Source organism: Phycicoccus sp. Soil802 (assembly GCF_001429605.1).
In the GTDB taxonomy this organism is placed as follows: Bacteria; Actinomycetota; Actinomycetes; order Actinomycetales; family Dermatophilaceae; genus Pedococcus.
This window is the reverse complement of record NZ_LMSS01000007.1, coordinates 474,823-487,597: the sequence shown is the minus strand read 5'-3', so window position 1 is coordinate 487,597 and position 12,775 is coordinate 474,823. Positions and strand designations below refer to the sequence as shown.

General features: G+C 67.4%; 13 protein-coding genes. 11 read left to right on the top strand and 2 right to left on the bottom strand.

Annotated features, from left to right (window positions below):
* Window positions 1–546 precede the first annotated feature (546 nt).
* Window positions 547–831 carry a hypothetical protein gene (locus ASG91_RS19155; protein WP_056924208.1) on the top strand — a complete coding sequence of 95 codons (285 nt, stop codon included), beginning with the start codon at window positions 547–549 and terminating at the stop codon, window positions 829–831.
* Between the two features lie 58 nt (window positions 832–889).
* On the opposite strand, the gene mftR is transcribed toward ASG91_RS19155, so the two are convergent.
* The gene (gene mftR, locus ASG91_RS19150; RefSeq protein WP_056924207.1) at window positions 890–1,483 is read right to left on the bottom strand and encodes a mycofactocin system transcriptional regulator; all 594 of its coding nucleotides are present in this window, start codon (window positions 1,481–1,483) and stop codon (window positions 890–892) included.
* A gap of 120 nt (window positions 1,484–1,603) precedes the next feature.
* Here mftR and mftA point away from each other — a divergent pair, with 120 nt between their 5' ends.
* Genes mftA through mftF form a run of 7 tightly spaced genes read left to right on the top strand, consistent with a single transcriptional unit; the run spans window position 1,604 to window position 7,542 of the window.
* Window positions 1,604–1,732 carry a mycofactocin precursor MftA gene (gene mftA / locus ASG91_RS20425; RefSeq protein ID WP_157606432.1) on the top strand — a complete coding sequence of 43 codons (129 nt, stop codon included), beginning with the start codon at window positions 1,604–1,606 and terminating at the stop codon, window positions 1,730–1,732.
* A 3-nt stretch (window positions 1,733–1,735) separates the two neighbouring features.
* A complete protein-coding gene (gene mftB, locus ASG91_RS19145; RefSeq protein ID WP_056924206.1) occupies window positions 1,736–2,026 on the top strand; it encodes a mycofactocin biosynthesis chaperone MftB in 291 nt (96 codons plus the stop codon).
* Window positions 2,023–3,258 (top strand): mycofactocin radical SAM maturase, encoded by a 1,236-nt coding sequence (gene mftC, locus ASG91_RS19140; RefSeq protein WP_056924205.1) that lies wholly within the window; start codon window positions 2,023–2,025, stop codon window positions 3,256–3,258. The genes mftB and mftC overlap by 4 nt, the downstream gene beginning before the upstream one ends.
* A gap of 45 nt (window positions 3,259–3,303) precedes the next feature.
* On the top strand, window positions 3,304–4,575 hold the full coding sequence (gene mftD / locus ASG91_RS19135; protein ID WP_056924204.1) for a pre-mycofactocin synthase MftD: 1,272 nt from the start codon (window positions 3,304–3,306) through the stop codon (window positions 4,573–4,575).
* Window positions 4,572–5,315: a mycofactocin biosynthesis peptidyl-dipeptidase MftE gene (gene mftE / locus ASG91_RS19130; RefSeq protein ID WP_056924203.1), complete on the top strand. Its 744-nt coding sequence runs from the start codon at window positions 4,572–4,574 to the stop codon at window positions 5,313–5,315. The genes mftD and mftE overlap by 4 nt, the downstream gene beginning before the upstream one ends.
* A gap of 17 nt (window positions 5,316–5,332) precedes the next feature.
* Complete coding sequence (locus tag ASG91_RS19125; protein ID WP_235545783.1) at window positions 5,333–6,106, top strand: mycofactocin-coupled SDR family oxidoreductase; 774 nt, start codon at window positions 5,333–5,335, stop codon at window positions 6,104–6,106.
* Complete coding sequence (gene mftF / locus ASG91_RS19120; protein WP_056924201.1) at window positions 6,103–7,542, top strand: mycofactocin biosynthesis glycosyltransferase MftF; 1,440 nt, start codon at window positions 6,103–6,105, stop codon at window positions 7,540–7,542. Before ASG91_RS19125 ends, mftF begins: the two co-directional genes overlap by 4 nt.
* Window positions 7,543–7,592: 50 nt before the next feature.
* On the opposite strand, the gene ASG91_RS19115 is transcribed toward mftF, so the two are convergent.
* Window positions 7,593–9,077: an aldehyde dehydrogenase gene (locus ASG91_RS19115; protein ID WP_056924286.1), complete on the bottom strand. Its 1,485-nt coding sequence runs from the start codon at window positions 9,075–9,077 to the stop codon at window positions 7,593–7,595.
* Between the two features lie 184 nt (window positions 9,078–9,261).
* Here ASG91_RS19115 and ASG91_RS19110 point away from each other — a divergent pair, with 184 nt between their 5' ends.
* The 3 genes from ASG91_RS19110 to ASG91_RS19100 all read left to right on the top strand — a co-directional run bounded on the left by ASG91_RS19110 (window position 9,262) and on the right by ASG91_RS19100 (window position 12,766).
* Window positions 9,262–10,161, top strand: coding sequence for an SMP-30/gluconolactonase/LRE family protein (locus tag ASG91_RS19110; protein ID WP_056924200.1), 900 nt, complete (start codon window positions 9,262–9,264; stop codon window positions 10,159–10,161).
* Window positions 10,162–10,415: 254 nt separating this feature from the next.
* A complete protein-coding gene (locus ASG91_RS19105; RefSeq protein WP_056924199.1) occupies window positions 10,416–11,477 on the top strand; it encodes an ABC transporter permease in 1,062 nt (353 codons plus the stop codon).
* Window positions 11,474–12,766: a substrate-binding domain-containing protein gene (locus tag ASG91_RS19100; RefSeq protein ID WP_082594336.1), complete on the top strand. Its 1,293-nt coding sequence runs from the start codon at window positions 11,474–11,476 to the stop codon at window positions 12,764–12,766. Before ASG91_RS19105 ends, ASG91_RS19100 begins: the two co-directional genes overlap by 4 nt.
* The last annotated feature ends 9 nt before the right edge of the window (window positions 12,767–12,775 follow it).

Sequence of the window (12,775 nt, the reverse complement as noted above, 5' to 3'; positions counted from 1 at the left end):
CAAAGGGAGACTGCTGAGGGTGAGCGCGCCCCTTCGGCGGCAGTGTTGCTTCGTCTTCGAGCGGCCTACCAGGTGGCTGCACTCCTGCGGAGCAAGGACGCGACCGCCGTGGTGCAGGCATGGTTCCAAGGGATGAACCCGCTATTGGACGACATCGCCCCGGCCCGGGTGCTTCGCGAAGGGGAACTGGCTGAGGTCGGCCCCTCGGTCCTCGCGGCCGCACGCGTCTGGGCCGCTGCGAACTGAGAACCTGACGGGTGCCCGAACTCCGGATAGTGCCGGCCCCGGCCGAGCGTGTGTGGCGAGTCGGCTTCAAGCCTGACCCCTGGGCGTGGTCCGGGCAAGCGGAAGGGGCCACCGGCGGCCGTTTCAACGGCCGGTGGGACGACAGGGCCGGCAATTTCCGCACCGTCTACGCCGAAGAGGGCCTCCTTGCCTGCCTGCTAGAGGTTCTCGCCGCCTTCCGGCCAGACCCGCAGCTGCTCGTCGACCTCGACGAGATCGACGAGGATCCGGCCGACGCCAACCACCCCACCTCGCCGGCCGATGAGGTCCCATACAGCACACGACCTCGGCGACCCTGTCTCGGTCGATGAGGTGCTCAAGAAGGTGCTCGCCACGTCCGGCGCCGAGATCTCCGCGACGCAAGCCCTCGACAACGAGGCTGCCGCGGCCGGCAGTCCGGCTCGGCTGGACGCCGCCGCCGCCATCCAGCACTACCGCCGCCAGCAGCGCTACACCGACCTCCTTATAGCGACGGGCATCCCACCCGAGCACGTCGAGGCGGCCAAGGCTCATCGCCCAGGCGCCATGATGATGTGGGCAAGCTGACAGGCGGCCCGCCGGCGGGTGCACCTCAGCAGTAAAACCCGACGGAGCCGGGCTGATTTCAGCCGAAGTCCTCTGTGAAGTGGAGGCTCACTCCGTCCGCCGCCCGGGCGATGTGGTCGAGCAGGCTGGTGGCGCCGTCAGCGAGCCACTGCTCGTAGGCGGAGATCGCCACGGCCAGTGCGAGTCGGCCGGCGAGAACCGGGACCAGGTCCTCGGCGCGTTGGTGGGTCCTCTCGGCGACGAAATCCGCCACGACGGCGCGCCAGGCGGCATACCGAAGCTCTGAGTGCGCCAGAAGTGCCGGGGTGCCAAGGAGCAGACGCATGCGCCGTCTGTGTTGGGGCAGCGCAGCCTCGTCGTAGCTGTTGTAGGCGAGGATCGCGCTGCGGACGGCGTCCCAAGGAGGTGTGTCGGGCGACACCTCACGAAAGCTGTTACGAAACTCGACGAGGCTGTCGTCGAACTGACCCCACAGGATGTCGTTCTTGGAGGGGTAGTACCGGAAGAGGGTGCGCCGGCCGACACCCACCGCGGCCGCGATGTCGTCCATCGTGGTCATCTCGAAGCCGTGCTCCTCGAACATGGCGAAGGCGATGGCTTCGATGGCCGCGTGGCTGGTGATCGGCGGTCGGCCCTGGGTCTGGCTCGTCACCCCGTGAACTTAACAAGTGCACGATTGGCCTTCCCTTCTGCCTCTCCGAGCCAGTACTGTCTACTGGCTAACGGCACTTGATGCCAAATCTGCTTCTCTACAGGTATGGGAGGGACGACGATGTCCCAGCACGAGGACGTGAATGACCCGCAGCAACTGCACCAAGACGAACCCGACCAGCACGACCATCTGGTGGCGGAGGACTTGATCGAGGAGGTCTCGATCGACGGCATGTGCGGGGTGTACTGAGCGATGGAGGACGGCACGATCCTGGACGACGCCTGGACCCTGAGTGCGTCGGTAGCCCTGCGACCCGAACCCTTCGGGGCGTTGGCGTACCACTTCGGCACCCGCACGCTGACCTTCCTGAAGACTCCGCAGCTCGTTCAGGTCGTCCGGTTGCTCGCCGACCAGACATGTGCGCGCTCGGCCATGGTCGCTGCGGGTGTAGACCCGAAGCAGCACGCGACCTATGCAGCAGCGCTGGCCGGGCTTGAGCACGCGGGCGTGGTGCAGCGACGAGCGAAAGAAGCGGCGGCATGACCGTGGAGACCCAGCCTCGCCCGGCCGCCACGACGGCACCGGCTCGCCTGGTCGACCAGTTCGAGAAGGGCCTGGATGCTCCTATCTGCCTTACCTGGGAGCTGACCTACGCCTGCAATCTCGAGTGCGCGCACTGCCTCTCTAGCAGTGGACGCCGCGATCCCCGCGAGCTCAGTACCGCACAGTGCGAAGCGGTCATCGACGAGCTCCAGCGGATGCAGGTCTTCTACGTCAACATCGGCGGTGGCGAGCCGACGATCCGGCCCGACTTCTGGCACCTGCTCCAGTACGCCGTCGACCACCAGGTCGGGGTCAAGTTCTCCACGAACGGTATCCGACTCACGCCGGATCGCGCCGAGTTCCTGGCCGCGACGGACTATGTCGACGTGCAGATCTCGCTGGACGGGGCCACCGCCGAGGTGAACGACTACGTCCGGGGCCCGGGGTCCTACGACACCGCGATCTCGGCCTTGGAGAACCTCGCCGCCGCAGGATTCCGCGACGCGAAGATCTCCGTGGTTGTGACTCGGCAGAACGTGACGCAGCTGGACGAGTTCAAGGCGTTGGCGCAGCGCTACGGCGCGACGTTGCGGCTGACGCGCCTGCGGCCTTCCGGACGGGGTGCCGAGGTCTGGGACGAACTGCATCCCCTTCCCGAGCAACAGCGGCTGCTCTACGACTGGCTCGTGGCCCACGGGGACGACGTGCTGACTGGCGACTCCTTTTTCCACCTGTCGGCATTCGGTGCGCCCTTGCCCGGACTGAACCTGTGTGGCGCAGGCCGGGTGGTGTGCTTGATCGACCCGGTGGGGGACGTCTATGCCTGCCCCTTCGCCATCCACGAGTCCTTCCTCGCTGGCAACGTGCTTGACGACGGAGGTTTTGGGTCCGTCTGGCGTGAGTCGGAACTCTTCCTCAGTCTGCGGTCGCCACAGACCGGTGGTGCGTGTGCGTCGTGCTCCTTCTATGACTCCTGCCGCGGTGGCTGCATGGCGGCGAAGTTCTTCACCGGCCTGCCCCTCGACGGCCCGGACCCCGAATGCGTCCAGGGCTACGGCGAGCAGGCCCTCGCCAGCGAACGCACGCGGCCCGCGCCCAGCCAGGACCACTCGCGGACCATTCCCACCCGCAACGCTCCGGTCCTCGTCCAGTTGACTCGGGGAAGGCCGACGACGTCACCGGTTTCGGCGTGCGCAACTAGCCCACTTGCCGGCTACGCCGCGCCTGGCTGACGGTCAGCGTCCACCCGAACTCATCCCGCTCGACAGAGGACAACGATGACCAAGCTGCCCAGGCTGTCACGCGCCGCCCTTCAGAACCCGTGGAAGCAGAACCCTTGGTTCGAGTCCGTCGCCGTGGCTCAGGCGCGTGCCAAGAAGCGCCTCCCTGCGCCGGTGTACGCCGCGCTGGTCGCAGGCTCCGAGCGGGGGCAGACCATCGACGACAACGAGCGAGCCTTCACCGACATCGGGTTCGCGCCACACGTGGTTGGCCAGCATGCTTCGCGCACGCTGTCCACCACCGTCATGGGTCAGTCGCTCAGCCTGCCGGTCATGATCAGCCCCACGGGAGTCCAGGCGGTGCACCCTGATGGGGAGGTGGCCGTCGCTCGCGCTGCCGCCGCCAGGGGCACGGTGATGGGACTGTCCAACTTCGCAAGCAGGTCGGTCGAGGATGTCGTGGCCACCGGTGCGCCGACCCTGTTCCAGATGTACTGGACCGGGAACCGCGACGTCATGGTGCAACGGATGGAGCGAGCCCGCGCGGCGGGCGCAGTCGGCCTGATCGCGACCCTGGACTGGTCCTTCTCGATGGGCCGTGACTGGGGGAGTCCTGAGATCCCGGAGCGAGTGGACCTTCGGACGATGCTGCGCTTTGCTCCCAAGGTCATCAGCAGGCCACGTTGGCTGCGCGACTTCGCCATGGCGGGGGGCTTGCCCGATCTCACCGCACCCAACTTGGCTGCGCCCGGCGGCGATGCGCCGACTTTCTTTGAGGCCTACTACGAGTGGATGACCACTCCGCCGCCCACCTGGTCCGACGTCGAGTGGATGCGCGAGCAGTGGGGAGGCCCGTTCATGCTCAAGGGCGTGTGCCGCGTCGACGACGCGCTTCGCGCGGTGGACGCCGGAGCCACGGCCATCAGCGTCTCCAATCATGGCGGCAACAACCTCGACGGCACCCCCGCTGCCGTCCGCATGGTCAAGCCCATCGCCGACGCTGTGGGCGACCAGATCGATGTCGTCATGGATGGCGGTGTCCGCCGAGGCTCCGACGTGGTCAAGGCGGTCGCTCTGGGCGCCAAGGCCGTCATGATCGGACGTGCCTACCTGTGGGGGCTGGCCGCGAACGGGCAGGCTGGCGTGGAGAACGTCCTCGATGTCCTCCAGGGAGGAATCGACTCTGCGCTACGTGGCCTGGGGGTCGGCTCGGTGCAGGAGCTGGGCCTCGAGCACCTGCTGGTGCCGGAGTCCTTCCACCGCGCTCTCGGTGTGAGCGACAGCATGGCACCCGCTGGGGGAGCGGGCGTCCCCTCGACTCGTCCATGACGTCCGGACCGCAGGCCCCGACGGCATTCGGCTTGGCCGAAGCAGTCTGGCCAGAGGTACCCAACGGCGCCACGGTCCTGGTGCCGGTCGGCGCCCTCGAGCAGCACGGCCCCCACCTCCCACTTGACACCGACTCCGTGATTGCCAGGGCGGTCAGTGAGGCGGCGGCGGCCCTCTTGGGGCCCGATGTCTACGTCGCGCCTGTCCTGGCGTACGGCTCCAGCGGTGAGCACCAAGCCTTCCCGGGCACCGTGTCCATCGGCGGCGATGCTCTGACACTCCTTCTCGTCGAGGTGACACGGTCTCTACTGACCTGGTCGGACCGCGTGGTATTCGTCAACGGCCATGGTGGCAACATCGCCGCGCTTTCGGCGGCTGTCATCCAGCTGCGCCGTGAGGGCCATGAGGTCGGGTGGTCCCCCTGCGCGACCGAGCACGTCGACGCCCACGCGGGCTTCACGGAGACCTCCCTGATGCTGCACCTCCGGCCGCGCTCCGTGCGCTTGCGCCGGGCGCAGGCCGGGAACACCACGCCCATTGCGCAACTGCTCCCCGCTCTGGTCGAGCACGGCGTGCGACCACTCTCGCCGAACGGCGTGCTGGGCGACCCGACGGGGGCCACCGCCCGGGAAGGGCTTCGCCTCTTGAAGAACATGGCACTCGACGTCGCGCTCGCGACCAGGGCTGGGCTGGTCAACCACCGAGGGATGTTCTTGGTCCCGGAGGTGATCCCCACGTGAGTGCTCGTGTCGCTCTCGTGACGGGCGCTGCCCGTGGAATCGGCGCCGCCACCGTCCGCCGGTTGGCGCGCGACGGATATGCCGTTTTGGCCCTCGACTGGTGTGTGGGTGAGGACGTTCCCCCAGGAATCGGCTATCCGATGGCGACGCCCGAGGAGCTCAACGCCCTTGCCGCCGAGTTTCCCGGGCAGCTCGAGCTCACGATCGCGGACGTCCGTGACCGGGCATCACTGCGTGCCGCCGTCACGCAGGCCCTCGACCGCTGGGGGCGGCTCGACTGTGTGGTTGCGGCAGCCGCGATCGTCAACGGTGGCGGCCCCCTCTGGGAGAGCAGCCAAGAGGACCTGGACCTCCTGTGGGACATCGACGTCCGGGGCGTCTGGAACACCGCTGCGGAGACCCTCCCCGTGATGCTCGGCGGACCCAACCCCTCAGGGGGTCGATTCGTGGCCGTCGCCTCCGCCGCGGGAACGCGCGGTCTCTACCGTCTCGGTGGGTACGGCATGGCCAAGCACGCCGTGGTCGGACTGGTGAAAGGGCTCGCGGCCGACCTTGTCGGTACCGGTGTCACGGCGGCGGCCGTGTCGCCGGGTTCCACGCGGACCGCGATGTTGAGCGCATCGGCCGATCTCTACGACCTCAACAGCCCAGACCAGCTTGCCGCGCACCAGCTGCTCAAGCGCCTGCTCGACCCGGAGGAAGTCGCTGCCGCCATCGCATTCTGCTGCTCGCTGGAAGGTGCTGTGGTCAATGGGAGCGTGCTGCACGCTGATGGGGGGTTCCACGCGTGAAAGCTGGACTGCCTGACGGTTTCCGGGTGCGGCTGCGCGATGACGTCCGAGTCGTCGACTCGGGACGTGTAGTGGTCGGTGGCGCGCCGATGAGAGCGTTGCGGTTCAGTGCCGAGGCGATGAAGGTCTTCTGTTGCGGGATCGTCGAGGTCCGGGATGGTGCCTCACAGCTGGTCGCCGACCGCCTGCTCGCCACGGACCTTGGCGTCCCCCTGCTGCCAGACGGCGCGGTCAGCGACTCGTCGGAGCTGACTGTCGTCATTCCGGCTCGTGACCGCGCTGGTGAGCTGGATCGGCTCTTGGGTGGCCTTCGCCCTGAGCTGCGCTGCCTCGTCGTGGACGACGCCTCAACTGACCCGTCAGCGCTAGCCTCCGTCGTGGCCAGGCATGGAGCGCAGCTGGTGGCGTTGCACGAAAATCTCGGGCCCGCGGGGGCTCGCAATGCTGGCCTCGCTCATGTCGACACACCACTGGTGGCGTTCGTCGACTCCGACGTCACAGCAGACGCTCGGGTGCTACGGCGCCTTGCCCTTCACTTCGCCGATCCGGACCTGGGCCTGGTGGCGCCCTTGGTGAAGGGCCAGTCGCGCCCTGTCGACCCCCCGTGGTTCGAGAGGTACGACGCAGTCGCGTCCTCGCTCGACCTCGGTGGAAAGCCGTCCGGCGTGCGGCCCGGTGGCGCGGTCGCCTGGGTCCCCAGCGCGTGCATCATCGCCAGGACCATGGCGGTCGCGGAAATCGGGGGGTTCGACGAGACCATGCGGATCGGCGAGGACGTGGACCTCGTCTGGCGGCTCGTGCAGCGCGGCTGGAGAGCCAGGTATGACCCGGATCAGGTGGTGGAACACCAGGCGCGAAGCTCCCTGAGGAGCTGGCTGGCCCGCAAGTTCGACTACGGGACCGGAGGTGCGCCGCTCGCAGCCCGGCACGGTGACCTGGTCGCCCCCGCGGCGTTCACGATCACGTATGCCGCGGCGGCGCTGGCTGTCTTGGCGCAGCGCCGGTGGTCTCCAGCTGTCGTCGCGGCCGCGCTGGCGCACGCGACATGGGTCGTCCACCGCAAGCTCCCGGCAGGTTGCGATCGCGGACGGCTGGCGGTGCGGCTCGCCGTGGAGGGACTGGGCTGGGCGGTGCGTCAGGAGTCTGGTCTGATGCTGCGTCATTGGTGGCCCCTGACCGCGGCTGCTCTTCCCTTCTCGCGGCGGTTGCGTCGCGCGGTGGCGGTCGCCGTCGTCGTCGACACCCTCGTCTCGCATGGCCGCCACCGACGCGAGATCGGTCTGGGGTCTTACGCAGCCGGTCGCAGGTTGGACGACCTGGCCTACGGGGCAGGGCTCTGGGCCGGGGCGGTGCGCGGAAGGTCGACTCGCGTGCTGCTCCCGCGAATGGTCCATCGCGACCCGCCTTTGAAGGGTGACACGAGAAGGGAGGGGTGACCCCACCTGCAGAGGTCAGCACCGCACAGTGCCCGGCCGCGGCAGGTTGCTCAGAGTGCTGGCGTCTGCAGCCTGTCCGCGACCTCGGCCGAGACCCCGATGGACTTGAGCTCGACGAAGGGCTCGAGGCCCTCTGGGCCGAACTCGCGTCCCAAGCCGCTGGACTTCACCCCACCCATCGGCACACCGAACCCAGCCGGGCTGCCGTTCAGCTCCACCGTGCCGGTCTGGATACGGCTGGCGACACGCAGGCCGCGCTCGATGTCCGTCGTGAAGACAGAGCCGTTCAGGCCGTACGTCGAGTTGTTGGCGATGTCGACCGCTTCCTGCTCCGTCCGATAAGGGATGACCGCGACGACGGGCCCGAAGATCTCCTCCTGGGCAATGGTCTCGTCCGGATCGACGTCGACGAACACCGTCGGCTCGACGAACCAGCCGCGGTCCAGCCCGGCGGGGCGCCCACCGCCCCGCACGAGGCGTCCGTTTCCGGCTCGGCCTGCGGCGATGTAGCCCTCGACCCGCTCACGTTGTCGTGAGCTCACCAAAGGGCCGATCTCGGTGTGCTCGTCGTGCGGGTCGCCTATGGCCATCGTGTCGATCATCCCGTTGAGACGGTCGACCAGTTCAGCCTGCTTGTGCTCAGGAACGACGAGCCGGGTCTTCAGGCTGCACACCTGACCGTTGTTGCGGAAGGACCCCATGCGCAACGACGACGTGACCAGGTCAAGGTCCGCGTCGTCCAGGATGACCGCCGCTGACTTGCCGCCTAGCTCGAGCGTGACTCGCCGCAGATCCTGGCCGCACAGCGAAGCGATCCGCTTGCCGGCGGCACTGGAGCCGGTGAAGGTCACCTTGGCGACGCCCGGGTGCGTCACGAGGTACTCACTAACGTCACGGTCGGCGGGCACGATGTTGACCACGCCGTCGGGGAGTCCGGCCTCGCGGAGCATGTGCGCCAGCAGGTAGGCGTCGAGGGGCGTCTCCGGTGCCGGTTTCAGGACGACGGTGCAACCCGTCAGCAGGGCTGGGACGACCTTCTGGATCGTCAAGGACGCGGGCACGTTCCACGGCACCACTGCCGCGACCACGCCAACTGGCGCGCGTGTCACCAGGGCATGACCCGCGACGGTGTGCCGCAGCTCGCGGAACGGGTAGGTCTCGACGGCCTCGAGGTAGCCATCGAGGATGCGTACCGGATTGACGACCTGGATCGCCCGGCTCTGGGCGATCGGGCAGCCCATTTCCTCGGTGATCAATCGCGCCAGTGTCTCGCTGTGCTGGACCAGCTGTTCCCGCAAGCGCCGGATGATCGCCACGCGGGCCTCGAGAGCCATGGCGGGCCAGGGCCCAGTGGTGAGCGCATGCTGCGCCGCCGAGACGGCCTGGTCCACGTCAGCACGTGAGCCCGAAGGCACGGAGGCAATGACTTCCTCGCTCCAGGGCGATACCACGTCGATCCGCTCGCGGGAAGCCGATGGCACCCACGCGCCGCCGATGAAGATTGCCTCGTGGTGATCCAGCAGATCCAGTTCCATCATCACTCCTGTCGGGGGCTGCCCCTGACACCCCGTCGCGGCCTCCAGCATGGACCCGGCGACACGGTGGTCGGGGAGCAGGGCGGTGCCATTGACCCGCCACAGACGGACAATATAACGTACGAGCGTTCCTGTATACGGATCAGGTACACGAGGACCGCCCGTCACGTAACCGGAGCCACACATGGATCAAGCCACTGTCATCCACGATGGACTGACCCTGCCCGAAGGCATGCGCTGGCATGACGGGCGCGTCTGGTTCAGTGACATGTATGCCCGTCGAGTGCTGTCGGTCCTCGAGGACGGAACCGACCTGCGAGTCGAAGGGGATCTGCCGGCTGTGTCGGTCGGGATCGACTGGCTACCGGATGGTCGCTTGCTCGTGACGCAATGGGAGCCAGCCTCGCTGCTGCGCAGAGAACCCGATGGCAACTTCGTCGTCCACAGCGACCTCTCGGCCCTATGCGACTCCAGGCTCAACGACCTCATCGTCATGCCGGACGGCAGCGCGATCGTCGGATGCTTCGGGTTCGACATCCACGGCAACGCCGACTTCCGCACCTCTCGCCTCATGCGCGTCAGCCCGGACGGGGATGCCTCCCTGGTCGGGGAACCGTCGTTCTTCCCGAACGGTTGTGCGCTGCTCGACGGCGGACAGGCCATGGTCGTGGCGGAGTCCTTCGGCAACCGCATGTCGGTGTACGACGTCGGTGTTGACGGCGCCCTCACCAACCGAAGGGACTGGGCCACGTTCGGCCCCATGCCCACCGCGACAAGCTTGGCAGAACGGTTCGGGCAGATGGTGGTCGGGTGTGACGGCATATCGAAGCCCGACGCCGAAGGCGCCATCTGGGTGGCTGACTTCACCGGAGACCGAGCCATCCGCGTGCTGCCTGGAGGCAGGATCGCGGACACCGTGACGACGGCGCGCAACCTCAACTGTTTCTGCCCCGCCCTTGGTGGAGCAGACGGAAGAACCCTGTTCCTCTGCGCCGCCCCAGGGGACTACGACCCCGACCGGGACGCACCTGCCGGGACAGTGCAGGCGTGCCGAGTGGACGTCCCGCTGGCCGCCTCGGCCTGACCCACCTTCGACCTTTCCAGACATGCCGTGAGGGCGTCGCGCCCTGCGGCCCTGCGGCTCGAGGTGCGACCGATGGGGCGACGCAGTGGCCCTCTCGCGCGCACTGCGTGGCTCGGCTGTCGCGGCGACCGTCTGAGCACGCTTGCGCCTTCGCCCATGATCGGCCATTGACACGATCACTGCTTGGTCGTAGGTTGCTCCCCGTACGGCATCCCGAACACAAAGACGTGATGAGGAACGGAGGTGGCTGAGACATGAGTCAGTTCGCAACCGACCTGAAGTACCGACTCCCTGCCCGCTACCTGGCAAGCTGGGGGGCCCTCGGGGTCCTCCTCGCCGTCGTGGTCGCCGTGGTGCCCGTCGCCCTCCAGCCGAACGGCGTCAGGATTGTGACCGCCCTGGCGGCGGTCCTGGCCCTGGCCTCCTTCGGTCAGATGCTCATCGTGATGCTCGGGGCCATCGATCTGTCCGTCTCGTCGATCGTGATCGTCGCGGCGGGCATGGTTGTGCACTACGGCACACCGGGGGCCAATCTGCCCCTCGTGATCCTGGCGACCTTGGCTCTCGGCGTGGCCATCAGTTTGTGGAACTGGCTCTTCATCTCGGTGCTCAGGCTCAACTCCATCATCGTCACCCTGGGCACGCTGGGGCTGGTGACCGGCGGCATAAGCATCTGGACCGGGGTGTCCTTCTCGGAGTCCGGTCTGGCGCCGCAGGCCATCCAGGACTTCAGTGACTTCTCGGTGCTCAACGTGAGCGCATGCTTCTTGGTAGCGGTTGCCGGCGGGCTCATTCTGGCCCTGACCCTGTCAAAGACACGCGCTGGGCGCCAGGTTGCTGCCATCGGGGCCAACCGGCGTGCCGCAACCCTGCAGGGCATGCGGGTCACCCGGGTGGAATTTGCCGCCTTCGCCGGCGCAGGGGTCTTCTACTCCGTGGCCGGCATCCTCGTGGCGGGCGTCGTCGGTACGCCGGACGTCTCCATCGGGGAGCCCTACCAACTTCTCACCATCACGGCGATCGCCATCGCGGGAACGACGTTCAACGGGGGGCCGGCCAGTGTGGCCGGAATCCTGAGCGCCTGCCTGTTCCTGCAGCTGCTCGATCAGGCGATGGAAATCCATGGCTTCTCCGCGGGACCTCGCGTGGTTGTGCGAGGCATCGCATTGGTTCTGGCCGTAGCGGCGATCACGCTGAGCCAGTTCGCCTTCTCGCGGCTGCGCCCATCAAGCGCCGTTCCACGAGCACTCAATGAAGACAACGAATCCAGCGCTCCGTCGCTGACCCCGGACACGCACCAGAAGGAGACATCATGAATGCCATCGAGGCTAGGCGACGGGGGTCGGTCCGCTATCGGGGACCGGCGACCGCAGTGGCCGTCGCAGCGCTTGTCGCGCTGCTCGCGGCCTGTTCGAGCACCACGGGCGGCGGGTCTGGACCGTCAGATGATGCGCCCGCCGCGAGTGAAAAAATGGTGACGGCTGCTGACGTCCCTGCCGCCCAGTTGGACGCGGCGATCAAGAGGGCGACGCTGGACAGCGTTCCTGCCTCCGACCTCGACCCTGTGGTGGCGGATGCATTGGCCGTGGCGTCAGAGCCCTTGACGCCCGAGCAGACGGCCTTGCTCAAGAAGTGTCTGTCGCAGCGTTCGTGCGAGACCGGACGCGGCACGCTCACCATCGGGATCAACGCGGACTTCACCAACAACCCGTGGTGGAACATCCGCCGTGCTGAGGCCGTGGCCCAAGCGATCGCTTACCCTCAGGTCAAGAAGATCATCTTCACGAGTGCCACCAGCGGTGAGATCTCCGAGGTGCTCGCGAACTTGCGCAGCCTGATTGCCCAGAAGGTTGACGTCATCGTCGAGGACCCGGTATTCGGCGCTGCGATCCTCCCCGCAGCCAAGCAGGCGAAGGCTGCCGGAATCGCCTTCGTGACCGCCAACTCTCCGCTTCCGGCAGAGGCCGAGTCGTCGGTCGCGGTGCAGTTCCCCTACGACCTGTGCTCCATGGGGACTGCAGCTGCCGCAAAGATCGCAGCAGGTGTCACCACGGGCGAGAAGACCTATGCGCTCTACACCGGTGTACCGGGCAACGCCATCGCGTCGGTGTGGTGGCCGTGCGTGGAGAAGGCCATGACGGGAGCCGGATGGAAGAAGGTGGCCACGGGCTACACGCAGTGGACGGCTCAGGGCGAGGCGCAGGCCGCTAACGGGCTGCTCGCCTCAGGCAAGAACCCGTCCGCGATCTTGTACGACTCCAGCCTGGACGACTTCCTGTCGCCCTACATCAAGGCGGGTAAGCCTCTCCCGGCCGCCTTCACCGACACCGCCTGGTTCTCTGCCTACCCGATCCACGACAGCGCTGTGGCCAAGGGTCTCAAGCCGGTCAGCTACGTCTCCAACGGACACGTCTGGTACGTGAGGCTGGCGGTCAGCGCTGGAGTGATGGCAAAGTCCGGAAAGACGGTGTCCAACAAGATCATGGCGCCTGTTCCTGTGGTCGCTTTCACGGACGTGCCGAAGATCGATGGGATGCCTGCGAACGTGCCCATCCCCACGCTGCTGTCGCCCGAGCTGGTAAAGCTCGCCCTAGCCGCTCAGTAGACCGAGCCG

What these genes read in the sequence shown, in the direction of transcription:
- ASG91_RS19155 (WP_056924208.1), top strand. Translation starts at nt 547, where the DNA reads ATGAGGTCCCATACAGCACACGACCTCGGCGACCCTGTCTCGGTCGAT.
- mftA (WP_157606432.1), top strand. Translation starts at nt 1,604, where the DNA reads ATGTCCCAGCACGAGGACGTGAATGACCCGCAGCAACTGCACCAAGAC.
- mftB (WP_056924206.1), top strand. Translation starts at nt 1,736, where the DNA reads ATGGAGGACGGCACGATCCTGGACGACGCCTGGACCCTGAGTGCGTCG.
- mftC (WP_056924205.1), top strand. Translation starts at nt 2,023, where the DNA reads ATGACCGTGGAGACCCAGCCTCGCCCGGCCGCCACGACGGCACCGGCT.
- mftD (WP_056924204.1), top strand. Translation starts at nt 3,304, where the DNA reads ATGACCAAGCTGCCCAGGCTGTCACGCGCCGCCCTTCAGAACCCGTGG.
- mftE (WP_056924203.1), top strand. Translation starts at nt 4,572, where the DNA reads ATGACGTCCGGACCGCAGGCCCCGACGGCATTCGGCTTGGCCGAAGCA.
- ASG91_RS19115 (WP_056924286.1), bottom strand. Translation starts at nt 9,077, where the DNA reads ATGGAACTGGATCTGCTGGATCACCACGAGGCAATCTTCATCGGCGGC.
- ASG91_RS19110 (WP_056924200.1), top strand. Translation starts at nt 9,262, where the DNA reads ATGGATCAAGCCACTGTCATCCACGATGGACTGACCCTGCCCGAAGGC.
- ASG91_RS19105 (WP_056924199.1), top strand. Translation starts at nt 10,416, where the DNA reads ATGAGTCAGTTCGCAACCGACCTGAAGTACCGACTCCCTGCCCGCTAC.
- ASG91_RS19100 (WP_082594336.1), top strand. Translation starts at nt 11,474, where the DNA reads ATGAATGCCATCGAGGCTAGGCGACGGGGGTCGGTCCGCTATCGGGGA.